We start from the raw sequence: 23589 nt of genomic DNA, 5'->3' as shown, positions 1-23589 counted from the left end.
TTGGAAACACGAGCGGGTTGCGACTTTCATTGGCTACCTCAGTAAGCATCGACAGCGGATTGTCAACTACGGCTATTATCAAGCCGAAGGCATCTCCATTGGTTCTGGTGCGATTGAATCGACGGTCAAACAAATCGGGCAGCGCATCAAGATATCGGGAGCACAGTGGGAAAAGAACAACGTACCACAAGTACTCAAGCAGCGCTGTGCTTACCTGAATGGTCAATTCTCAAAATGAGTCTTACAAAACTGGGATGCACTCGATTCATATGTGGTTTTAGACTGATCTCAGAATGCCCATTCCGTTGAGAACTACTTGGGAAAAGTCAGAAATGGCAAGAAAGTTTATATTGCTTTGTGAAGCATAAATAGGAGAGCTAGATTTCTCAAGCCAGGGAAATACCTCTGGTGATTGAACAGGTCTTTTTACAGAGGTAGGGTTCTACTGTGTTAACCTGCAGAAGCCTTTCCAGAAGAGATTTTCTCAGGCTGGAAGAGTATTGGCTCAAAATTTATCCTGTAAGTTTCCGAGACTTCTAATGATTTTCCAGGCTACCAGGGAACGGTTTTTGAAATTCTTGATGAAGTATTTGAAATTTTTGATAAAGTAATTGGCCAGAAAAAATTGGAAGAATGATTCTATTCCTGATCTTCAAACTTTGATTGGGCGGAATAGGGATTTCTCTAATGACGATGCACATCTATCTAAAGAAGTAAATCTTCTGCTGATAATACACATCTATCTAAAGAAGGAGATGAGCGTATCCTACTTTTATAGTCCACCCTGCGGGAAGCAAGCGACACCCTGAATCCCTTTGGTAGTCAAGAGGATGGTTGCAAAAATCCTAATCATGACAATCGTGAACAGCGCTAAAATAAACAATCTTCAGACTTTTGAAATCATCGGATGTTCCCATGCTGGCAAAACGAATTCTGCCCTGTCTGGATGTCAAGGCGGGGCGTGTGGTTAAAGGGGTGAATTTTGTTAACCTCCGGGATGCTGGTGACCCGGTGGAACTGGCCCAGGCTTACAATCTGGCTGGGGCGGATGAACTGGTTTTTCTGGATATCACAGCCACCCACGAAGACCGGGACATTATTTTTGATGTGGTCTATCGCACGGCTGAACAGGTGTTTATCCCTCTGACAGTGGGGGGCGGAATTCAAAATCTGGATACCATCAAAAAGCTCTTGAGAGCTGGAGCTGATAAGGTCAGTATTAATTCTGCGGCTGTGCGGGATCCAGATTTGATTAACCGGGCCAGCGATCGCTTTGGCAGGCAATGTATTGTGGTCGCGATCGATGCCCGTCGTCGGCCTGATCCTGAAAATCCTGGCTGGGATGTGTACGTGCGCGGAGGGCGGGAGAATACGGGGGTGGATGTGATCGCCTGGGCCAGGGAGGCAGAGCAACGGGGAGCCGGAGAATTGCTTGTGACCAGCATGGATGCAGACGGTACCCAGGCTGGCTATGATCTGGCCCTGACTCGGACGATCGCGGATCAGGTGCAGATTCCTGTTGTGGCCTCTGGTGGGGCGGGCACCTGTGAACATATCGCAGCTGCACTAACGGAGGGGCGGGCGGAAGCGGCTCTGCTGGCTTCTTTGCTCCACTACGGTCAACTCACGGTGGCCCAAATTAAAACCCATCTCTCAGAACAGCGGGTGCCGGTCCGTCTCTAGAGCTTCAATTTCTCACACAGTTGCCACTCGGCTTTGGGAAATTAGTGCTCGGATAATTTGAATTGTCTTTTCGGAGGCAAAGATGTTTGTCAGGCAGGACTCAAATGCTGCTTCATCTTTTAATGAACCTCCAAGCTTACTCTGTAATCCTTCTATAAGAAATTCGATACGGAGAGGATATAACTTAATGTCATGAAAAACTGTCAGTAAGTGGTAACGATAATCCAGTACTGGTGCAACTAGATAAAACCTGTGGATAAAGTCGCCATTAGCTTCTGAACTACTTGTTACTGTGGCTTCTACCAAACCGTTTGTTTTTTTAGCCAGTGCTGTAGCCTGTGCTTTTAAGATGGTTAAAGGGGTAATCAGGTTCGTTTCACCAAAATCAGGCCAGAGATCAGGAATGGGTTGACTCATAAACTGTGCATAAGCTGAGAGAAGTTACACATGGAGCTTCAGTAAAACAGGAAGGTGATCAGAAGCAATCTTCGTATTTGGTCTACCCTTAGAATCTAAGAAATTAACGCTTCCGCATCCAGTCAGAACCTTAACTCCTTCCTGAGGAAATCGATCCAGCAACGTTGGTCGAAGCATCACCTGATCGAACATATTCCAAAAATAACAAACATCACCTGATTTATCGTAGTAGTACGTTCCCGATGGTCCTGGGCTCTCATCTCCCATCTGACTCCACATGGGATTGTAGAAGAAAGGGTATTGCCGTTGTTCAACGGTCCGAGTCCCTCGTTGAGCTACAGTCTTGGTCATGGTCGCATGGAGTCCTGTCGCTGATACGGTCCCCGAATCAAAAGGATTGGCGTTTAAATCTCCTATCAAAATCGTATTGCTATGATTCACTCTTTCCTCAGCCTCACGAATTTCCCTGGATAGCTCATAGAACCCTCCTCTTTGGCTATCTTGATCCGTGTGGAGGCGGCTGGGTAAGTGCGTGGCAACTAGCAGCAGTTCTAATTGTGCAGGTAACATAATTCTTCGAATCGTCAATCGGTCCCTCTCATAAATAGCTTGAATAAACTCACGCGGGAAGCGACAGAAAAGAGTGATCTTCTGGCAATTACTAAAGGGAAAGTGATATAGCGTTGACGAGTGCAGATTAAGTTGCTCCAGCAGCTCGCCTGCTGGGATACTCTGTTCGGCTCGTTCAGCCAAAATCAGAATATCGACTTCATGCAGAACCGCAAGATTGATAATGTGCTCAGCAATGGGACGATGGTTTAAATTCCAAAATAATAAAGTCAGCATACTCGCTCAGGAAAGGCTAGACCATCGACAGAATTTGTCCCGGCACTTTAAAGGGGCAAATTTGGCAACTAAAGCTTGATTGCTCTTGACTGCTAAATCTGCCCCAGCGAGATGAAATCTATTCCAAAAGGGCGAACCTATCCGATCGCCATGGAACTGGTGGTAGTTGGGGCCTGATTGGAAAACAGTTTCAACAACCGTTCTGCAATCTGGGGACTGGTTAACCCTAATTCTGCTTTGGACTCGTCGGGCGTGGCATGATCGACCAGTTGATCGGGGATGCCAATCCGAGTGATTGGGACGAGAATGTCCCGATCGAGCAGGGCTTCGGCAACGGCAGACCCGAATCCTCCAGGCAGACACCCTTCTTCCAGGGTGACAACCCGACCGATCTGCTGGGCCAGCGGCGCGATCAATTCCATGTCTAGCGGCTTGGCAAAGCGAGCGTTAATCACGGTGGCTTCAATCCCGTGTTCGCTCAAGATCTCAGCGACCTGCATGGATGGGTAAACCATAGAGCCAAAGCCAATTAGCAGGATGTTATCTCCCTGGCGTAACACTTCTCCTTTTCCGATCGGTAGGGGTTCCCAGCCTTCTGCCATCAGCGGCACTCCGTGGCCATTCCCCCTGGGGTAACGCATTGCGATCGGGCCATCCGTGTGCTTGATGCCTGTGATTAACATACGTTGCAATTCAGCCTCGTCCTTCGGAGCCATCAAAACCATGTTGGGAATGCACCGCAGGTAGGCAATGTCATACATCCCCTGGTGGGTGGGGCCATCTGCCCCCACAATGCCAGCCCGGTCCATGCAAAAGAAGACGGGCAGGTTTTGAATGCAGACATCGTGAATGATCTGGTCATAGGCCCGCTGGAGAAAGGTGGAGTAAATGGTCACTACGGGACGGATGCCTTCACAGGCCATTCCGGCAGCCATGGTCACGGCGTGCTGCTCGGCAATACCGACATCAATGTACTGTTTGGGGAGTTTTGCCTGCAGAATATCCAGCCCTGTGCCTGTGGCCATAGCAGCAGTAATCCCGATGACTCTGGGATTGTTTTCAGCGATTTTTGTCAGCGTATCGCCAAAGACCTTGGAGTAGCTGGGCGGCTTGGGTTTGCTGGAAGGATTTGCCTTCCCAGTAGCCAGATTGAAGGGAGATTGGGCGTGATAGCCAACCTGATCTTCTTCAGCGATCGCATATCCCTTGCCTTTAACGGTGGAAACATGTACCAGGACTGGACCTGGGTGCTGATGAGCCTGCTGGAATGTGGCAATGAGTTCTTCCAGATTGTGACCATCGACTGGGCCAATGTAGGTAAAGCCCAGTTCCTCAAATACGGCACCAACTTTGGAAACCGCCAATCGCTTCATCCCTTCCCGTAGACGACCCAGTTCCGGTGAGAGGGATTCCCCCACAAAGGGAATATTTTTAACCTGTTCTTTGATGTTGTCTGAGATGAACTGGACGGGAGGACTCAAGCGCATTTTGTTCAAGTAGCGCGACAGGGCTCCCACGTTGGGTGAAATGGACATTTCGTTGTCATTCAAGACAACCAGAAGTTTTGTTTTGGGCAGGTGCCCTGCATGGTTGATGGCTTCCAGAGCCATGCCACCGGTGAGTGCGCCATCTCCAATCACAGCCACGACTTTAAAATTCTCGCCCTGGGCATCCCGGGCCAGGGCCATGCCTAAACCGGCAGAGATGCTGGTGGAAGCATGTCCGGCACCAAAGTGATCGAACGGACTTTCACAGCGCTTCAGATAACCAGCTACTCCGTTCCGCTGTCGCAGGGTATGGAAGTTGTGGTAACGCCCGGTAATGAGCTTGTGAGGATAAGCCTGGTGACCTACATCCCAAATGACCTTGTCCCGATCGAGGTCAAGCGTCTGGTAGAGGGCCAGAGTCAGTTCCACTACCCCCAATCCGGGACCCAAATGCCCACCACTGGCTGCCACAGTCTGCAAATGCTTCTCACGAATTTGATGGGCGATTTGCTGAAGCTGATGAATCGACAGACCATGCAGTTGGTTCGGATGGGTCAATTCACTCAAATGCATATCGAGTTAACCTCTGCTTATCAACGGGTTTATTTAGGTTTATCTATACACTGTAGAGGATTCAGACTCACGGAATGAGTTTGTTGATACCTAATTTAGGGATGGATTAAGAGGCTGGATGGCCCAGATGGATTCGCCTGCTGCAGTTCTGGTGGGACGCGCCCAGCGCCAGGTTTTCCCATCACGCTGACGTTGCAGGTAGAGTTCAAAGGGATTTTGTTGCTGGGATAGAGATCCCTCATGACGATCCATGCTCAGATTGTAGGTTCCCTGAATATGAAAGGCAGGCAGGTCTTCAATCTGCAGAGATTGTTGGCGATTAACTCGGACCTGGTTGATTTCAAAAGAGGCAGGAGGCATCCGAAGCTGCTGGCTGATTTCCTGTTGGATTTGGGTTAGATGGAGGACGAGTGCCTGCTTCACAAGTTGCCTGCTAGGTCCGCCGATCGTGGAACAGGCAGTCATAAATCCAGCCAGGATTACCGCTAGAATGGCTCTTACCATAGCAATGCGGGATATGAAGTACAGGATCCAGCATACAGGAGCTAGGACCCTCTAGTACGGGTAAAGCCAATCTGCCGGATTATTTCCCTCTGCCAACCTCATTCACCATCTACCATGTCCAATAAAACGCTGGGTTTGGGTCAAGACCTTTACGACTATCTGTTGTCTGTGTCCCTGCGGGAATCGGAAATTCTGGCCCAACTGCGGCAAGAAACAGCCCGTCTGCCAGGAGCCATCATGCAGATCACCCCGGATCAGGGTCAGTTTCTGGGTTTGCTGGTGCGGCTGATCGGGGGGAAGAAGGCTCTGGAAGTGGGCGTCTTCACGGGCTACAGTTCTCTCTCGATCGCTCTGGCTTTGCCTGCTGATGGCCAACTCATTGCCTGTGATGTTGATCCAGACTGTACTGCGATCGCCCGTCGCTACTGGCAGGCTGCTGGTGTGGCTGACAAAATTGATTTGCGCATTGCACCGGCTCTGACTACCCTGGATCAATTGCTGGCTACTGGGCAAGCCGGCAGCTTTGATTTTGCTTTCATTGATGCGGACAAGCAGAACTATGAAAACTACTATGAGCGAGCCCTGCAGCTTATCCGCCCTGGTGGGGTGATTGCGGTAGATAATGTGCTTTGGTCTGGTCGCGTTGCCGATCCTGCCGATGGGGATAAACGGACCCCAATCATTCGAGCCTTTAATCAAAAGTTGTACCGGGATGAGCGCGTTGATTTGAGTCTGCTGCCGATCGCGGATGGATTGACGCTGGCCCTGAAACGATAGAGTTTTCGGGATGCCAGTCTGCCCAGGTTACTCGCCACAAACTTCCCCCAAGTTCCAGCATCCTTCTCCGGATAGTTGCCTGCCAGAGGGATTTCATATTGTTGAAATTTATGAAGTATTTATGAAAAAATCTATAAATTTGGGGCGCTTCCTTGTGGTTTCAGAGAGTGGGACAGCAGGAAAAAGGTGAGGACTGCAATCTCAAGCTGTGAACCAGAATGCAGCGAGTTGCGTCTTAACAAGAAGGTCGAGAAGGAGGGAGCGTTCAATGTCTGTAATTAGTGCTCAGGACTACGCTACAGTGTCAATGCAAACTACAGGAACTGGCTCACGGTTTTTTACGGTCTATCAAACCGATTGTGCGATCGAACTCCATGCGGGTTGCCCGGATCAGGAGCAATTTCGGGTGATCTGCACCTGCCTTTACTATGAACAGGCCTGCGAAATTGCCCGGATCGCTGCAAATCTTCATAGCTTGCCGGTGATGAATTTTGTTGAGCAGTGCTTACCGGGCTGAGGCAGAGAGAGGATTGGTTTTAATGACGATGAGTTCCGGCAGATCACTACCTTGCAGGACTCTATTTTCCTGGGCACGACTCCTTCAGATTTTCTATGATCAAAATGGAGTAGCACATGAATTTTTATCCTAATGCAGTTTATTGATCAGGCAGATATTCAGGTCAGAGCAGGGAAGGGCGGGGATGGTATGGTTGCCTTTCGCCGTGAGAAGTATGTTCCTGCTGGGGGACCTTCGGGGGGAAATGGGGGCAGGGGAGGTTCTGTCATCCTGGTGGCAACTGCAAATCTGCAAACGCTGTTGGATTTTCGATACAACCATCTCTTCAAAGCCAAGGATGGAGAACGGGGGGGGCCTAATAATTGCACTGGCGCGTCTGGGGAGGATTTGATCATTGAAGTCCCTTGCGGCACGGTTGTTTATGATGCCGAGGCGGAAACGATTCTGGGGGATCTGGTGACCCCCGGTCAGGTATTGTGTGTGGCTGAAGGGGGCAAAGGTGGCTTGGGTAACAAGCACTTTCTCAGCAATCGCAACCGGGCTCCCGAACATGCACTGCCCGGTCTCCCTGGAGAAGAGCATCTGCTGCGGTTGGAGTTGAAACTGCTGGCAGAAGTGGGAATTATTGGCCTCCCCAATGCCGGGAAGTCTACGCTGATTTCAGTGCTGTCGGCAGCGCGCCCCAAGATTGCCGACTATCCCTTTACGACCCTGGTGCCTAATCTGGGGGTGGTTCGGAAGCCAACGGGAGATGGTACGGTTTTTGCCGATATTCCAGGTTTGATCGAAGGGGCTCATGCCGGGGCTGGCCTGGGGCATGATTTTCTGCGTCATATTGAACGCACCCGTCTGCTGTTGCACCTGGTAGATGCTACAGGGGAAGACCCGATCGGCGCTTATCAGACGATTCGGCAAGAGTTGCTGGCCTATGGTCGAGGATTGGCCGATCGGCCTCAAATTCTTGTCCTGAACAAAATTGACGCCCTCGATCGGGATGCGGGCTTTCTGGATGAGATCGGGACTCAACTGACTGATCTGAGTGGGGGACCGGTGTTTCAGATCTCGGCAGTGGCTCAGATGGGCCTGGAGCCTCTCCTGCAAGCCCTTTGGCTAAAGCTGGAGCAAATGGATCTGCTGGAAGCGAGTTGGAAAGAACCGCTCAGTGGGGTGACGGGGTGATGGGGAATCCCCCAGGAAGCGATACGGTTTGGCCTCTGCTTATCCTTGCCAGATAGAATTTCTTCCCTGGTTTTACACCATGACCTCTTAGACTATGTTTTGGGGCTAAGCCCAGTCTGGACTTAGCGCTTTGCCATCATAATGGGTTCAACCTATGGATTGGATCAATCTCCCCTCTCTACTGATTGGCTTGGGTCTGGGAGTTGTCATGAGCCAACTGCGGCGATCGAACAGGCAGGCTCTTGTGCTTCCGGCCCCAACAGCAGATGCGGCAGTCCTACGATTGCAAGAGCAGTTAAAGCAAACTGAACTGGCCTATCAGATGGCTGCCATGATGAGCCAGTTTAAGGCTGGGTTTCTAGCCCGCACGTCCCATGAATTGAGATCGCCCCTGAATAGCTTGATTGGTTCCCATCAGTTAATTCTCTCCGACCTATGTGATGATCCGGCTGAGGAGCGGGAATTCATTGCTCAGGCCCATGGAGCAGCCCTCAAAATGATGAACCTGATCGATCGCATTTTGGAAGTTGCCAAGCTGGAGCATGGTACCCAGCAGATGGAAATCGAGCCTGTTTCATTGCTTCAGGTATTGCAGGAGATCCAGCAACTGACTTGCCTGCAGGCTCAAAATCGTAATCTGCGGCTGCAGGTTGTGATGCCAGAGACAGAAGTGTATGTCCTGGCTGATTTGCGGCGATTGACCCAGGTGCTATTGACCCTGGTTGATACGCCCATTTCCCTGATGCAGGAAGGTAAGATTACAGTTTCAACGATTGTTGATCCAACTTCGAAGCAGGTTCACATTCTCGTAGAAGACCAGCGACCCAGCGAAAGCTGGCAGGAACCGATCGATCTGCTCCAACATGGGCCATCAGAGCGAGGAATTGTGGGCAATCTCTCTTCTGGAATGCAGTTGCAGATGAGCCAGCTCCTGATGGAGTTGATGCAGGGTCGTCTGGAGATTCTGGCCACTCCGATCCGGGAGGCACTTACCAATGCTGAACCAGGTCTGACCCAAATTCAGTGTTCTGTGCCATTGGTGGTTCTGGAACCAGAATAGCAGGAGGCTGAAACGATCGTCTCCAGAGATTCAGTCGGTTGATTCAGCAAGACCATGGTCGTGGTGGCATTGGTTTGAAAGCCGATCCGTTCATAAAAGTTCTGCTGATGGGTGGTCATCAGATAAACCCGTTCTACCCGGCAGACATGGGGATGGCTCAAAACCGTCTGGACCAGTTTTCGTCCCAATCCGGCTCCCTGGTAATCGGGATGGATGACCACATCCCAAATTGTGGCGCGATACACCCCATCTGATGTGGCGCGAGCAAAACCAATTAGGGTCTTGCGATCCCAGACAGTGACTACGGGATTACTGTTGGCAATGGCAAGGGTTAAATCTTCCAGGCGACGATCACAGGCCCAAAAAGCGGCAGTCCGAAACAGGTCCTGGAGCTGTCCGAGATCAATCTGGGCCATACAATCTTCTACGGTTGATGGGCTGTGAATGCGAAACTGAATGTGGCTACAATCCATTCCTGTCGAGTTACCTCCTGCTGGAATCTGCTATGGGAATGCGATACTCGCACCCTTAACCTCTACATTTCTGTATCTTTACATTTAATCTGCTGGTCTGACATCCTCCCGACACCAATGCTGTGCATAGGGTGCGGGGTTCCTCCTTCAACCAGCCGACTTGTCCAAACCAATTACCTGATTCAGAGACAGGTTCTTCTGCCAAGAGGCGTTGATTTCCGTAGGCTTTCCCATCTCATAGGGTAAAGATCTGGTTGGCTACAGAGCTGAAAAAATCATGGCAATCTCCCTCGGAAATGATATTACCTATCTTAAATAATTGGAGAATTGGGCTAATCTGAGCTAATTATGTATTCTTATAGCCTGATGGAGTGCTTTCAGGCTGCGGGGGAAAGTATCACAATAAAGGGTGTTCTCGTTGATTCGAGATGGCCGGAACGAGATGATAATGTTCTCGCTTAAGTCACAATTGCCACTCAGTGATCTGGAAAAGAGGCTATAGGGCTGTAAAGGGTGTACCGGGTAATTTTTACAAAAGCGGAGAGTTCGTAATGGAGCTGGGTCAGGAAGAAAAGCAACGGGAAAACCAGAGAAAAAGAGAGCAATGCCTGAAGAGCCTGATCTCCGCCACCCAACAGCTTCAGGCTTCGGTGAACCAGGATGAGATTGTCAAGATTGCGGACATGATTATTCTGGCGATGACCGGCCAGTGGCGTAGTTTCCATACTCCAGAACACATCTTTGAAGTGGGAGGGAGCAATGGGGATGCGATCGAGGTTTTGGCCGCCCTCTTCCATGATTTGGTCTATGTTCAGGTGGATCAAGGTATCAACATTAACCTGAGCTACTATCTGGCTGATTTCATTAAGCAAATCTCCGATGAGGAGTTAACCATTCGAGAGCGAAAGGAGCTTCCAGAGGATCGCATCTTCGATCTGGTTTCCGATATTTTCGGGTTTGTGCCTGGGCAGAAGCTGAGTTCTAAGGATAAACCCCCGATCGGCCAGAATGAATTTCTCAGCGCTGTGATTGCGGCCCAATGCTTGAAACCTTTCCTGACGGAAAGTCAGATTGCTCAAATTGTGATTTGTGTTGAAGCTACCATTCCTTTCCGCAGCCAGTTGCCTTCTGGCTTGACAGCGGCAGAGGCTCTCTACCTGCGAGTCCAAGAGACCAACACCCGGTATCAGTTGGGATGGACGGAGTCAGACATGATGGAATATGTCCGGCGAGCGATTCGGTTAGCCAATCGGGATGTGGAAAACTTTGCCTTTGAAGAGTCAGATGCGTTTTTGGGTAACACCTGGAATCTCATTCCTGAAACCAACCATGAACTGCTCAAAATCAATGCTTACACGGTCAAAGGCTATCGGACCTCAATCCAGAAAATGGAAGGGTTCATGAATTTTCTCAAACCTGAGTTAGTCTTCCAGCAATTCAGGGGTGAACCCAGTGATGAACAGTATCACGATCTGATTCGCAAGACGGGTAAGAATCTGGATGTGGCCAAGCTCTACCTGGGGAGCAAACTGCTGTCGATCGCGGTTCTGGAAGCTCTTTCCCTCTGGATTGGGGATGAAATCCCGCTGTCGATCGTGATGGGCGAGTTGCCTGCTGATGAGCAAGACTTTGAAGGCATAGAACCTGAGGCGGGGAATTCTCCCAAGCCAGTTGCCCAGCAGCTCAAATCCTATTTGCCACTGCTGGATAATTCTTACCTGCCTGAGGGGGCTATTGAAAGGGAAGTGTTTATGTTGCTGGATAAGGGGCGCAGTCAAGACTCGTCCTACGATACCAAGAAATCCCCCGTAGCGACCTTTATCGTCAAGCTGATTGGTTTTGATCAGGTGAAAACCCTGCTGCCAGCGGCTAAGGAATTTTTCAAACAGAGCAAAATGGCTGAGGATACCCAGGTGAAGGAGAAATGTAGCACTGAAAGTATTTTGACGACCAAAAAACGCAGTGCCGAGGAGTTTCTGGCCAAATGTGATCCGATCATTATTGAGGCGATTACAGATGCCATGATCAACCTGTTTGAGAGTCGTCAGGAGAGCCTCAGGCAGGCTAAAAAGGAAATTCGCGTCTCCTCAACGTAGCGATCGGCGCATCATCCCACTAAACCAATCCACACTAAAAGTTAGGAGGACCAGACAGCCCAGGGTGGTCACGACACCGCGATAGTCGAAGCTGCTCAATTGCTCCGTCAGGAGCTGGCCCAATCCCCCTGCTCCTACGACTCCCACAATCACGGTTTCACGCATGCAGACCTCCCAGCGGTACAGGGCATAGGCTAAGAAGCGGGGTAGGGTCAGGGGTAGGACTCCGTAAAGAAAAAGCAGGGAAGGGGGTGATCCCTGAGCCTGTAGCGCTTCCAGGGGACGTTGATCCAGATTTTCAATCACCTCAGCTAACAATCGTCCCAGAATGCCCAAATTATGCAGGCCCAGGGCCAGGGCTCCCGGTAAAATTCCAGGGAAGAATACAAACAGAATGACCAGAGCCCAGATGGGAGCCGGAATGGCTCGGCAGAGCAAGAGGATCATTCGGGCCAGCAAAAGCAATCCCCAGGCTCCCGATCGCCCCCCGATCCCCGATCGGCTGCGATGGAGGATCCCCCCCGGCAGAAATAGGTTGTGCGCTGCCGGAAACGCCAGGATCAGTCCCCCCAAGGCAGCCACGGCGATCGCAGGTACAGACATTGCCAGAGTTTGCAGGGACAGGGGGAGGAGTTGGGGCACCAGACTGAAATCAGGGGGCAGAGATGCCTGCACGATCTGGGTCAGCAATTTCCCAGTTCGGGGAGCCCAGAGATGGGCGACGTTAGGATGGAGATACCAGAAGCAAATAGGGACCAGTAGGAGCACCGGGAGCAGCAGATAGGGCGATCGGGTTTCCCCCACTGTTCGGTTGGGGGCATGAACGGTCAAGTCCATCCGGTTGGGACAGCCCAACTGTTGACGCAACCAGGCACTGCCAAAGTCAACCAGCCCATTCAGAATAATTAGGGCATCAATCAGTGTCCAGAGTTGGCGATACTGAAGAGATTGTAGACTGAGCAGGATTTCGTAACCCAGGCCCCCTGCGCCGATAATCCCCAGCACCGCAGCAGACCGGATCGAACATTCGAACCGATAAAAGGTGTAGGACAGCAGGTTTAAGAACGCCTGGGGAATCAGGCTGTAGGCAAAAGCCGATGGTGCAGCTACCCCACTGTTGAGCAAAACCGTCAGGGCCTGGCGGGGTGTTTCATCAAGAATATCTGCAAACACCTTCGCCGTAATCGCCCCAAACGGAATCCCGATCGCCAGAATGGCTCCCAGAGGGTCCAATCCCCAGATATTGACAAAGAACAATCCCCACACCAGTTCATGGATGGCGCGGGGAATTGCCAGCAAGGCCCGTACGCCCAGCCAGAGGGCAGGGGGACGACCCCTGCTGCGATCGGGAAACACAGACAGCCACCAGACCTCAGAAGAGAGGAGGCCCCCACCGATCGCCAAGAGGAGATTCAGGAAGGTGCCACAGACTGCATAGGACAGGGTAACCAGGGTTGCCTTCCCGGTTACTCGCAGCAGTTCAGGACTGAGATCAGGTTGAGCGCTAGCAGCGATGAATTGCCAGACTTGCCCCCAACCCCCAGGATTGATAATTTCGCCCTGGAAAACACCGGCATAGCCCAGGCAAAGAATAACCACCCCCAGGGTACCCAGACCCCAGACCATCAGAGGAGACCGCATCCAATACGCCATACCCAACCCAAAGTACAGACGCGATTTATCGCGTCTTTCAACCCAATGCTATGACAGGATTTATCACGCCTCCATCCGATACAAATCAGCAATCATATCCGGCGACACCCGATCGGAGGGGACATCAAAACAGACCCGACCCTGACGCAGACCAATGAGCCGCTGGAAATGACTACAGGCAAACTCCACCGCATGCAAACTGGCAACCAGGGTACGGCCTGCCTCCTGGCTCAACTCTCGGAGCAAGTCCATCACCTCCCGACTCAGCTCAGGATCCAGGTTAGAGATTGGTTCATCCGCCAGGATCACCGCTGGATTCTGGATTAGCACCCGCGCCAGGGCAACCCGCTGTTGCTGCCCACCGGACAGTCGATCGGTGCGAACAAACAGCTTTTCAGGAATGCCGACCCGCGCCAGGGCTGCTGCCGCTGCTTCTGTCTCTAGCGGCCAGATCAGGGATGCCAGCGCCTTGCAGAAAGACCATCGGCCTAAATGGCCCGCATTGACATTGTGAACGACTGCCAGATTATCCACCAGATGAAACTGCTGGTAGATCGTTCCCATCTGCTGCTGCACCTGCCGTAAGCGACGGGGAGGGAGGGAGCTCAAGTTGCGTCCCAATGCCCAGACTTCCCCCTGACTGGGGAGCAGGGTGCCGTTCAGGAGCCGAATCAGGGTACTTTTGCCCGCACCGCTGGGACCAATCAGAGCCACCCGATCGCCCGGATTAATCTGGAGATTAATCCCCGACAGGGCCTGAAAGGAACCAAATTGTTGACTAACCTGTTTCAATTCCAGAATGGGTGCCACCATGGGGATTATTTGATTTTGCCGATTTCCCGACCAATTTTTTCAATTTGGGCATAGTTGGTGTTTTCGGTGGGAATAAACTTTTTGGCCCCAAACAGCTCCAGCAACTCTTTTTGTTCTGGCACGTCAGGATTCAGCTTTTGCAGGGCCGTCTGAACTTTCTGGGGGAAATCTGCCCCGTACCGTTCTTTTACCGCTGGATTAATCACCCAGTGGTAATCATAATAGGCGGGGGTGCGCCAAATAATCTGGACTTTGCTCTGGTCGATCGTCCCTTCTTTTAAGCGACTGAGCCAGACCTGCTCATTCATCGCGCCGATTTCATAGGTACCCGCCTCCACCAGTTTCAGGGTCGCGTCGTGGGACTTGGAGAACCCCACCTGGCCCTTGAAATCTGACAGCTTTAACCCTGCCTGTTGCAGAAAAAACTGGGGCATCAGGCGGCCTGAGGTCGAAGATTCGCTCCCAAACGTAATGGTGCGCCCTTTTAAAACCGTCAGATCCTTAATATCCTGAATCGGGGCAATGCCGGTTTTTTTGTGGGCAATGAAGACGCTGTGAAACTGGGCATCGATATCCCGTTGGGCGATCGCCTCAGCCCCAGGCACCTGTAACCGGGCTTGCACCCCGGTCAAGCCCCCAAACCACACTAGATCCAGATCTCCAACCTTGAAGGCTGTCACAGCAGCCGTGTAGTCGGTCACAGGTTTATAGGTCACCGGCACTCCTAGTTCCGCTTCCAGGTATTTTGCAAGCTTGCTATAGAGCCGTTGCAATTTCTCTGGATCCTGATCGGGAATTGCACCCACAGCCAGGGGAGTGCCCTTACCACTGGTAGGTGAAGGATTGGTGGCACTCGGTTCCGAGCTACAGGCACCTAAGGAAAAGACGATGGAAGTCAGCAGTCCGGCCAGAAAAGTTCGTTTGTTCATCGTGGCGATCGGTATCCTGATATTGGTCTAAGATTCTCAGAGAATGAAATTCTCCGCTTAATATAATCTCAGAACTTTGGGGCCTGAATTTGAAGGGTGGGATCAGGATTTCCTGTTCTCTGGGTCAGAGGCCTCCCGCTCCAGAAGGAGGGTGACTGGCCCATCATTGTCGATCGTGACTTGCATCATGGCTCCAAACTGACCTGTTTCAACCCTCAGTCCACTCTGGCGCAGCTTGGCCACAAACAACTCATACAGGTGTTCTGCCTTGTCTGGTGCAGCGGCCTGATCAAAAGAAGGGCGACGACCTTTGCGGCAATCTCCATATAGGGTGAATTGACTGACTACCAGTAACTCACCCCCCTTTTCCAGCACGGATTGGTCGAAGCGTCCGATTTCTCCGTTGGGAAATAGGCGCAACTCCAGACATTTCCGAGCCATCCAGTCCAGTTCTGTCTCTGTGTCTGTGCGGGCAATGCCGACTAAGAGATTAAGGCCGGTTCCGATCCTGCCAATGATCTGCCCATTCACCTCAACCGATGAGGATTTGACTCGTTGAATGACAACGCGCATACAGCGATCCTGAGGAAAACCGAGAAATAAGGCTCAGGAGAACCTTTGGGATAGCTGGGGCAACAAAAAATCCCCTGACATCCAAAAGGAGGGGATTTGATGGACCCATGACTAACCTGGCTTGCTGGCTGTGGATCTTAGTGTGTCGATCTCCGCTGCAGAGCAGCAATCATCTGTGGCTTAACCTGCTTGGCCCAGAGTTCAAAATTAAAATCTGTACGGGTCAGCGCTTCTGTAACCACTGAGGATTTAATTTGGGGATTAGTATCCAGTTTCTGCTCATCTATTTTCATATTCGACCTGTCGCTCTCATGTGTAAGGGTGAAAGGATCGCTCTCTAGATCATCTCCTTAGGGAGAGCTGACCACTCAGAGATTTAACTAACTTTTAGGATCGAAGGTCTGATGTGAATCAGAATCCCTTATCCAAACTGGTCACAGGAAGGCCAACATGCCTATGGATGTAGCATGGAATACCTGCCTAAATTCAGAATGGGTGAAAGTGATTTATTATCGAATTTACTTTCAAGTCTAACTTTCTTCGTTCTGATTAAGGGGAGAAGAAAACCTGATTTAATTCAAAAGCCGCATCCTCAAGATGCGTTGTCAGAATGGGCGCATGGGCTTATCCAAATCCTTGCAGTTGGGTAAGCTCGTCGGTTGGGATCGGGTCCAGATTTTTGTAGCGACGGCTAATAAAAAAGGTGAAAGTCGTATGGCCCAGTTGAATCTGATCGCCATCGCTCAGGGGATGGGCCCGCTTAATTCGAATGCTATTGATGTAACATCCATTCATGCTATCCAGATCAATCAGGTAAAATCCCTGCCGTCGCACATACTGAATGGCAGCATGTCGCCGGGAGAGCCCTTTATCGGGCAAGGGTAAGGCAACTTGACGATTTCGTCCCATGGTCCAAACCATCTGAGGCTGCAGCAGGGTTTGGGATTCTCCATCAAGCAGGTTGGTGATTAGGTAGGCATGCTGCCCCTGAACAACCCCCTGGATATAGTTGAGCTGCACTGATGAACGAGCCTGGGGATCAAGGGCACTCAGGTCCTCAGCACTGACATCAATTTCGACGGTTGAAGCGTAACCAGTCAGCTCACTTGGACTGTCAGCCTCTAGATCAGGGGAAGCAGGCGTGGAGGGCTCCAGTTCCCGCCACTGGGCTGCAGGGGGATTATCTTCCGATAAGGGGGAGTCGCTGGCTATTCCTCGGTAGTTGCTGACAGCATCAGGTTGTGGGTTCATAGGTCACTACTCAGATCAGAACTGGCTGAACCATTATTCACAGAGTGTCCTAACGAACCTGAAAAGAGCAAGCGGGAAAATCAGGGATTCTGAAAACTGTAAAATTACGAGTGCGTAGCAATACCGACAATAGAAGCACCTCTCTGGAACCGGATGGCTTCTACTGTCGATAGAGGCAACTATAAAGATTTATTGCGGCCACACATTTCGCCACCAGGGAACCGACTTTTCCGGTTCCAGTTTTGCCTTTTTACGGATTTCAGACACATTCCAGCCTGTCAACCGGGCCAGGGTTTGAACCTGCTCTTCCGATCGTTTTACCAGCGCTCGTTGATACTCTCGACCGGCTGGGCAGTTCATCTCCCCGGTGAATGGGTGGCGCAAAACGTAGCGTCCCTGGAAAAACTCTCGATTCGAGGTTTCCTGGAACATTAAATCCTCTGGAAATTTATCTCGGGTATAGCGAACATGCAACCGGGTGATGAAAACAGGGTTGTAGGTGTTGGGGTTGAGCCAGAAAACCCCTGCTTTCCGTAATTCTTCCTGGGTCAACGGTTCTGCAGAACAAGGGTCGCAACTGGCCATATCCCAGGTGTATTCCATGAAGGCTACTTTCTTTGCCTCCCGATTGTAAGCGGTCTTAAACATCGACTTGTAGAAGTCCCCAAATTCATCCTTGACATACAGGGGGATTTCTGAGTCTGAAGGAATTTTTACGGTGCGATAGTTGGTGACTTCGGTTTGGCCTTTTGGGGAAAGAACGTAGGCGATCAGATCCTGTTCTGCCTGAGCATTGACCATCCCCAGTCGGATCGGCAGCATGAATTTAGGAGATTCATAGGCCATTTGTAGAGGGCGCAGGGATTGGAAGCCTGTTTTCTCAAATTCACCCAGATTGACCTTAGCCACGAAAAACTTCATCTTTTGCCGGATATAAGGCTGCAATAACCGACTGGCCCCATCCGGGATGCGGTAGCCATTCTGCCTTAACCAGGTTTCCAGCCCATCTGACTCTTTAGCCCCCAGGATCAAAATATCGTACTCCCCTACGGTGTAGCGAGCTTCAATCGTGACGCCCAGAGTATTCTCATTCCGCTGTTGCCGATCCTTGGCAGATTCTGCAGGCAGAGATGAGGGAACTGGAGCGCCATTATAGAGCATCGGTGGAGTACAGGGGTTGGGGTCAAAGTATTCCACCAGGCGGGGGGCACTGAAGGCATCGAGGCGCTCAATAATCTTTGGATCGCCAATGTGGATTTGCTCTTTCTGCAGGAGGACAGGGACAGGCACGACGATCGCAAAGTCTTTCACCTCTCCCTGGTAATCGTTGGCCATGGTCAGCAGCGTACGCTTGCCATCCCGAGCAATGATCACCTGTGAAGCCTGGTTGTATAGCTTGGTATCTGCTTTAGAGACATAGAAGCCACAGAATGCCCAGGCTGATGGAGCAAACCAGAGAACAGCAACTATAGCGAGCAAACAGGTCAGCAAGAGACGGACTGGTTTCATGACAACTCCTCTAAACAGTTGATAACTCTGTATCGATGGGATGCTTTTTAGGTGATGTTCCCCAGGAAAATTGGGGAGCTGCCCAGAGACGATCCAGCAGCAGGGTCAGCGGAGAAAGGGCAAACAAAGCCCACAGAATTGCGGTAGAAACATAAAACTGATTACGTAACACAAAGGTAAGCCCAGCGATGCATAAGGCCCAAATAATGCGGGCAGTTCTGGCATTGGGAATCGATCGGGGATCTGTCACCATAAACAGGGCAAACAGGAGCAGGGAGCCACTCATCAGCTTGTGAAGGTAAACATCCCAGGTCCATCCCAACCAGAAATTGCGACCAGCTTCCAGGATCGCGTAAGCCCCCAGGAAGGCCGCTGTCGTGTCCCAGCGTCCGACCCGTTGCAGAACCATCCCCCCCAGTCCGGCAAATAGCAATCCGTACCACCATTCCTCGCCCCACTGGCCGGGAGACACCCAGGCATCAGAGGTCAGGAGCAGGACCGTGATCATGCCAAAGTTGGCTGGATTAAAAAAGTGCTTACCCTGGATCCGGAATAGAAACTTGCTCAGAATGGCCAGAGCAGCCGCGATCGCCACCGTAGTCCAATGATCAGCCCGTAGCAACAGGCAGAGTCCCAGGCCCGTGATCAGGGCACTCCGCAGGGAGGGCATGCTGGCATGAGGTAACCCTTGCGGGGTCTCTTGCGAGTTGCCCTCGACTCCTCCAGAAGACTCTGACCCACCCCTGGTTCCCCAGAAGTACTGGGTCCACCAGCGGAGTCCAAAAGTCGAGATCTGGACGGTCAGCCACTGAGTTAGCAGACAAGTTGCCAGAATGACTCCGATTAGATCGGGCCGCAGGGTCCAGTCTCTGGTTGCGATTCCCAAAAATAGGAATAGAGAGAGAGACAGAATTTGATAATCTCTGGCGTCTTTCAGCATGATGGGGGAAGAGCGATCGGGGCTATGAGCCATAGTATGCCTGCCTTCTGAACCCGAATTCCTGGGCGTTACACTTTATGTAACAGTCCGATAGTCCAGGGAGGGATAACCGTAAAGGGCGCGACAGACCCTGTATAACGCTATATCCCTTGTCTGGTATTGACGTTATGTTCCTCCTTGGATTTCCCTGGTCTGAACTTCTACAACGTTCCCATTGCGATGACACTGGTTTGGCCACCTTACAGAGGCCAGGACAAGCTTTGACATCGGGCCGAAAGCTAGCCATACAGGAGATTCCTGATCTTACTGCTGGGGCTCTGATGCAATTAATGGCGCAACAGCCTGAAGCGGTTTTGTTGATTGATGTCCGTTATTTGGATGAGTACCGGGTCGCTCACCTGCCCAATGCCAACCAAGTTGGGTTTCCTGCTCTTCAGAAAGGGAATGGGATTGGCCAGATTAAAGAATTCTTCGATCAGCAACAGCGTCAGTGCTCCCAGACTCCCTGCCAGATAGTGGTCTATTGTACGGCTGGGGTGCGTTCTGCCAGAGCTGTGTCGTTGCTGCGTCAGGCTGGGCTGCCTGCAATTAACCTGCGGGGAGGGCTGCGAGCCTGGGAAAGTCGCTATGCTCCTGCTAAAGGGATTCAGGTTCTGGCTCCGGCTGTTCTTCCTGCGCTATAGCCTCAGGCTCAGAGGTAACCGTCACCATTTCGACCTCGGGCAATTTTTCCAGGGTCAGCCGGGGTTGAATAGACCCGGAGAGCAGTTTAATCAGATTAGGCTTGGGATCATGGAGCAGGTAGATCAGACGATCGTCCGGCTGCCATTCCTCAGTGGTGGAAGCCACCTGTAAATGCCCCTCCCGTTCCACTAGCAGGGGGAGAAGCTCCCCCGACTCCATCAGGTTTTGGAGATGGGTTTGCTGGGTGGCCATTTCTTCTTCCCGAAAGATGGTCTCTCCCAATTTGACGGCCCGATCCGTGAGGTATTGATTCCAGGTTTTAATCGGGAGTTGGGGAATGAAGGCTTGGCTGACCCGATTATTGCCCGTTGAACTGGCTTGGGGATCTCGGGGGAAGACGGCCAGAACCCGAGGTGGACCAAACTCCTCTGCAGCCCGCTGAGCCAGAACCAGATTGACCTCTCCGTTATTAGTCATGGCCAGGAAAGTTCCGGCTGAAGCCAGACCAGCCTGCTCCAGGGTATCAATGTCCAGACCACTGCTGATATAAACGGGCAAGTTTTCCTGTTCCGCCAGTGTTCCAGACTCGGGGTCGGTGTCAATCAGGACGATCGATTCTCCCCGTTCTCGAAATAACCGTCCAATCAAAACACTGAGCGGATTGCAGCCAATAATCACGGCACCGGTTGCTTGCTGGGAACTCAACTGTAGCCAGTTTGCCAGCCAGCGAGCTGTGAGGCCGTGCAGGGAGACTGTCAGAATGATGGTCAGGAAGACGAGTGCCTTGATCGAGGCCCCACCATTGAACCCCCGTTCGGTTAGTAAAATTGCGAACAAAGAAGCAACAGAGGCTGACACAATGCCTCGGGGGGCGATCCAGGACAGGAAGAGTTTCTGCCGCCAGTTCATGCCACTATTCCAGGTGCAAACCCAGACATTAATCGGGCGGACGACGAACATTAAGACTAAAACCGTAGCCAGACTGCCCCAACCCAAAGCCACAATACTGGCCAGGGAAAGGTCAGCCGCCAGCAGAATAAACAACACGGAAACGGCCAGGAGGGTGAGCTGCCCTTTAAATCGTCGCAGCAATCGTTGCTCTGAATCGGAAGAGGGCCGGATGACTAGACCGGCTACCACGGTTGCCATTAAACCGGCTTCACTCCGAATGCTCTGGGCCAGGCCAAACAGGCCCCAGAGACCAGCCAGAACCACCAGGTTTTTCAGTTCATCGGATAGAAACTGGGCCAGTTTGACGATTACCCCTAGGAGCCAGCCGCCCAGGATGCCCACCACGACCCCAATCCCTAACCGGAAAACCAGCCCTTCAGCGACAGAGAGTAAGTCTGCATCTTCGTTCAGAATAATGTTAAGGACGACTACAGCCAGAATGGCTCCCACAGGATCGATCAGGACCCCTTCCCCTTCCAGCAAGGCTGCGACCCGCCGATCGACGGGAACCTGTTTCAGCAAAGGGCTGATGACAGTGGGGCCAGTGACCACCACCAGTGAGGCGTAGAGAAAAGAAATCGACCAGGGAAACTCGCCCAACCAGTGAGCGGCCATGCCTCCTCCCAGGAGTGTGATCAGGGTGCCAATCGTGACCAGATTCCGCAGACTGCCTGAGACTCGGCCCAGATCCCGCAGTTCCAGGTTGAGTCCTCCCTCAAACAGAATTACTGCTACCGATAGGGCCACAATAACCTCTAACCCGCTGCCGAGCAGATTGGGGTGCAGCACATTCAGCCCATCCGACCCCAGCAGAATACCAAACAGCAACAGGAAAACGATGCTCGGAACTTTCAGCCACTCGGCCAGTACCTGAGCACCAATTCCTGCGATGACGGTCATTACCATCTGCAAGGTGATCTGGAGGGATGCTTCCATAGGAGCGGAGAACTGTGCAGGCGGGGTTAGCAAGAGCTAATCAAGCAAAGCTATCCATTACAACAGAGTCCGCCTGGACAAAGATCATAGGCAATAAGCAGACTTGCTAATGAGTACAAATACTTGAGAACCTCCAGTCATGATAAGGCAATGTGTCCTCTACCTTCCACTCTTTTTGGGTTCGTTCAGCAACAAATAGTACAGTTGCCCAGTGACATTGATTAAGCCAGCCCGATCGCCCGCTTCCGGTCCCGTGCCCATAAAGATATCTACCCGACCAGGCCCCACGATGGCTCCGCCGGTATCCTGATCAAGCACAAACCGGTTGACTGGACGTAATCCCAATTTCCCATTGGGTAGACGGTAAGGTAAACGGGTATCGATCAGGGCCAAGGCCCCAGGGGGCATAATTGACTTGTCGGTGGCGATCGATCGCTCCGCTGTAACAGGTACGCCCAGGCTACCTGTTGCTGGAGCTCCCTTCGTTTCTGTGAAAAAAACAAAACTGCGGTTGCGGGGTAAATAGACATCCATCTCTGCAGGATGGGTCTGGAAATAGCGGATCACATTGGGCAAGGTCAACTCCTCCAGTTTTAGCTTGCCATCCTGGACCAGTTGTCGTCCCACGCCAGTATAGGGCTGTTCTGTCCGTCCAGCGTAGCCGACGGTCATCCGGCTGCCATCGGGTAGCTGGAGTTGGGCAGAGCCCTGGACCTGGACCAGAAAAGCCTGGAAGCGATCGCGGAGCCACACCAATTCCAGATTCTTCAGCCGCCCTTTGGAACTCTGCAACCCATCTGCCCCTTCTAACTCTAAGCGGGTAGGATGGGGTTTGGGCCATTGGGCCAAGTCTGGGGGAACTTGGTAGAGCGGGTAGCGATAGTCTGGCGTGGGTACCCGGCTGGCGGTATAGACGGGTTCAAAGTAGCCCGTGAACGCAACAGTGCCCCGCTGATCTTTGCCAACGGCCCGATAGAAGATAAACTCCCGCCGAACGGCAACCTGCAACTCAGCGGGGGTTTTTGTGGCCTGTACCAACTCTCGAAAGCGCTCCAGGCTCCGCTTTACCCGATCGAGGGTGATTTCCTGGACTGCATATTGGCGATAGGCTGCTGCTGCTTTAGGGGTCTGAAGATAGCGCAGACTGTGGTCAATGGCTAGCAGCAAATTGGCCCGATCTCTCTTCGGAGCCTCGGTCCCTCGCTCACCAAAAATCTGTCTGTCGATCCCAACCTGGGCTGACAACCGATCCAAGGGAATGGGGAGGAGAGGCATGGGAGGAGGCGGGGCCGAAGCTGCGATCGTGCCCCCTGTAACCAGCAGAGCAACGACCCTACTGGCAATGTTCACCATCATTCAGACTGTCCTTTAGGCGTGACTCAGTTACCGTTCAATACTGGAGGAGAAGACAGGTTCTACCCGAATGGCCATAATCTTGGATGGACGGGCAACCATGTACTCCCCTTGAATATTCTTGATAGGGATAGTAATGAAATCATTCGAGCTGGACTTGGGTACCAGTTCACCGCTGTACCATTTCTGAAATTCCTGAATCGTGGGAAAGCGGACTTCTTCCCGATGCCCCCCTTCCATCAAGAGATGCACGGCAAACTCATCCGGTGTTCTAGCATATCGGCTGCGTTTCGGCTGTCCCCCAGCGACAGCGTCATCAGGTTTCGGCTGGTTTACACTTCCTGTCATGTTGCTGTTACCCTTGCCTCTACTACATTAAGCAACT

Annotated in this window: 22 protein-coding genes and 1 pseudogene; 8 read left to right on the top strand and 15 right to left on the bottom strand. The window is 51.8% G+C overall.

What is annotated here, in order from left to right; genetic code table 11:
• Together BST81_RS19505 and hisF are read left to right on the top strand one after the other, a co-directional pair.
• Positions 1-238, top strand: a pseudogene (locus BST81_RS19505) (ISKra4 family transposase); the annotation flags it as partial.
• A gap of 677 nt (positions 239-915) precedes the next feature.
• Positions 916-1683: an imidazole glycerol phosphate synthase subunit HisF gene (gene hisF / locus BST81_RS19500; RefSeq protein WP_075600179.1), complete on the top strand. Its 768-nt coding sequence runs from the start codon at positions 916-918 to the stop codon at positions 1681-1683.
• Positions 1684-1695: 12 nt separating this feature from the next.
• On the opposite strand, the gene BST81_RS19495 is transcribed toward hisF, so the two are convergent.
• From BST81_RS19495 to BST81_RS19480, 4 genes are all read right to left on the bottom strand, one after another.
• Positions 1696-2100, bottom strand: coding sequence for a hypothetical protein (locus BST81_RS19495; RefSeq protein ID WP_075600178.1), 405 nt, complete (start codon positions 2098-2100; stop codon positions 1696-1698).
• Positions 2101-2124: 24 nt separating this feature from the next.
• Positions 2125-2946, bottom strand: a complete 822-nt coding sequence (locus BST81_RS27125; RefSeq protein WP_083636954.1) for an endonuclease/exonuclease/phosphatase family protein — start codon at positions 2944-2946, stop codon at positions 2125-2127.
• Between the two features lie 137 nt (positions 2947-3083).
• Positions 3084-5006, bottom strand: coding sequence for a 1-deoxy-D-xylulose-5-phosphate synthase (dxs, locus tag BST81_RS19485; RefSeq protein WP_075600177.1), 1923 nt, complete (start codon positions 5004-5006; stop codon positions 3084-3086).
• A 90-nt stretch (positions 5007-5096) separates the two neighbouring features.
• Positions 5097-5510, bottom strand: coding sequence for a hypothetical protein (locus BST81_RS19480; RefSeq protein WP_075600176.1), 414 nt, complete (start codon positions 5508-5510; stop codon positions 5097-5099).
• A gap of 114 nt (positions 5511-5624) precedes the next feature.
• Between BST81_RS19480 and BST81_RS19475 the strand changes: the two genes are divergently transcribed.
• From BST81_RS19475 to BST81_RS19460, 4 genes are all read left to right on the top strand, one after another.
• Entirely contained in the window at positions 5625-6287 is a 663-nt protein-coding gene (locus BST81_RS19475) for a class I SAM-dependent methyltransferase (protein WP_075600175.1), read from the top strand.
• Positions 6288-6555: 268 nt separating this feature from the next.
• On the top strand, positions 6556-6804 hold the full coding sequence (locus BST81_RS19470) for a hypothetical protein (protein WP_075600174.1): 249 nt from the start codon (positions 6556-6558) through the stop codon (positions 6802-6804).
• 132 nt (positions 6805-6936) lie between these two features.
• A complete protein-coding gene (gene obgE / locus BST81_RS19465; RefSeq protein WP_075600173.1) occupies positions 6937-7983 on the top strand; it encodes a GTPase ObgE in 1047 nt (348 codons plus the stop codon).
• Positions 7984-8137: 154 nt separating this feature from the next.
• Positions 8138-9043: a HAMP domain-containing sensor histidine kinase gene (locus tag BST81_RS19460; RefSeq protein WP_075600172.1), complete on the top strand. Its 906-nt coding sequence runs from the start codon at positions 8138-8140 to the stop codon at positions 9041-9043.
• Here the strand turns inward: BST81_RS19460 and BST81_RS19455 are convergent.
• Complete coding sequence (locus BST81_RS19455) at positions 9004-9516, bottom strand: GNAT family N-acetyltransferase (RefSeq protein WP_075600171.1); 513 nt, start codon at positions 9514-9516, stop codon at positions 9004-9006. The genes BST81_RS19460 and BST81_RS19455 overlap by 40 nt on opposite strands.
• Before the next feature lie 551 nt (positions 9517-10067).
• On the opposite strand from BST81_RS19455, the gene BST81_RS19450 reads away from it, so the two are divergent.
• Entirely contained in the window at positions 10068-11612 is a 1545-nt protein-coding gene (locus tag BST81_RS19450) for a hypothetical protein (protein ID WP_075600170.1), read from the top strand.
• Here the strand turns inward: BST81_RS19450 and BST81_RS19445 are convergent.
• From BST81_RS19445 to BST81_RS19415, 7 genes are all read right to left on the bottom strand, one after another.
• Complete coding sequence (locus tag BST81_RS19445; protein WP_143780413.1) at positions 11604-13253, bottom strand: ABC transporter permease subunit; 1650 nt, start codon at positions 13251-13253, stop codon at positions 11604-11606. The two genes, BST81_RS19450 and BST81_RS19445, sit on opposite strands and share 9 nt — an antisense overlap.
• 75 nt (positions 13254-13328) lie before the next feature.
• On the bottom strand, positions 13329-14078 hold the full coding sequence (locus tag BST81_RS19440) for a phosphonate ABC transporter ATP-binding protein (protein ID WP_216351397.1): 750 nt from the start codon (positions 14076-14078) through the stop codon (positions 13329-13331).
• A 5-nt stretch (positions 14079-14083) separates the two neighbouring features.
• On the bottom strand, positions 14084-15007 hold the full coding sequence (locus tag BST81_RS19435) for a putative selenate ABC transporter substrate-binding protein (RefSeq protein ID WP_075600167.1): 924 nt from the start codon (positions 15005-15007) through the stop codon (positions 14084-14086).
• Between the two features lie 102 nt (positions 15008-15109).
• Positions 15110-15580: a D-aminoacyl-tRNA deacylase gene (dtd, locus tag BST81_RS19430; protein WP_075600166.1), complete on the bottom strand. Its 471-nt coding sequence runs from the start codon at positions 15578-15580 to the stop codon at positions 15110-15112.
• Between the two features lie 624 nt (positions 15581-16204).
• Positions 16205-16831 (bottom strand): FHA domain-containing protein, encoded by a 627-nt coding sequence (locus BST81_RS19425; RefSeq protein WP_075600165.1) that lies wholly within the window; start codon positions 16829-16831, stop codon positions 16205-16207.
• A gap of 189 nt (positions 16832-17020) precedes the next feature.
• Positions 17021-18340: a DUF2330 domain-containing protein gene (locus BST81_RS19420; RefSeq protein WP_075600164.1), complete on the bottom strand. Its 1320-nt coding sequence runs from the start codon at positions 18338-18340 to the stop codon at positions 17021-17023.
• 10 nt (positions 18341-18350) lie between these two features.
• Entirely contained in the window at positions 18351-19313 is a 963-nt protein-coding gene (locus BST81_RS19415) for an RnfABCDGE type electron transport complex subunit D (RefSeq protein ID WP_253188390.1), read from the bottom strand.
• 227 nt (positions 19314-19540) lie between these two features.
• On the opposite strand from BST81_RS19415, the gene BST81_RS19410 reads away from it, so the two are divergent.
• Positions 19541-19963, top strand: a complete 423-nt coding sequence (locus BST81_RS19410; protein ID WP_171974803.1) for a rhodanese-like domain-containing protein — start codon at positions 19541-19543, stop codon at positions 19961-19963.
• On the opposite strand, the gene BST81_RS19405 is transcribed toward BST81_RS19410, so the two are convergent.
• The 3 genes from BST81_RS19405 to BST81_RS19395 all read right to left on the bottom strand — a co-directional run bounded on the left by BST81_RS19405 (position 19917) and on the right by BST81_RS19395 (position 23552).
• Complete coding sequence (locus BST81_RS19405; protein WP_075600162.1) at positions 19917-21851, bottom strand: cation:proton antiporter; 1935 nt, start codon at positions 21849-21851, stop codon at positions 19917-19919. The genes BST81_RS19410 and BST81_RS19405 overlap by 47 nt on opposite strands.
• A 159-nt stretch (positions 21852-22010) precedes the next feature.
• Entirely contained in the window at positions 22011-23207 is a 1197-nt protein-coding gene (locus tag BST81_RS19400) for a murein transglycosylase A (protein WP_075600161.1), read from the bottom strand.
• A 27-nt stretch (positions 23208-23234) separates the two neighbouring features.
• Positions 23235-23552, bottom strand: a complete 318-nt coding sequence (locus BST81_RS19395) for a hypothetical protein (protein ID WP_363080435.1) — start codon at positions 23550-23552, stop codon at positions 23235-23237.
• Positions 23553-23589: the final 37 nt, after the last annotated feature.

Origin of the sequence: Leptolyngbya sp. 'hensonii', from assembly GCF_001939115.1 — a bacterium.
Taxonomy (GTDB): domain Bacteria; phylum Cyanobacteriota; class Cyanobacteriia.
Note: the sequence above shows the minus strand (reverse complement) of the source record. Positions and strands in the feature narration are given on the sequence as shown.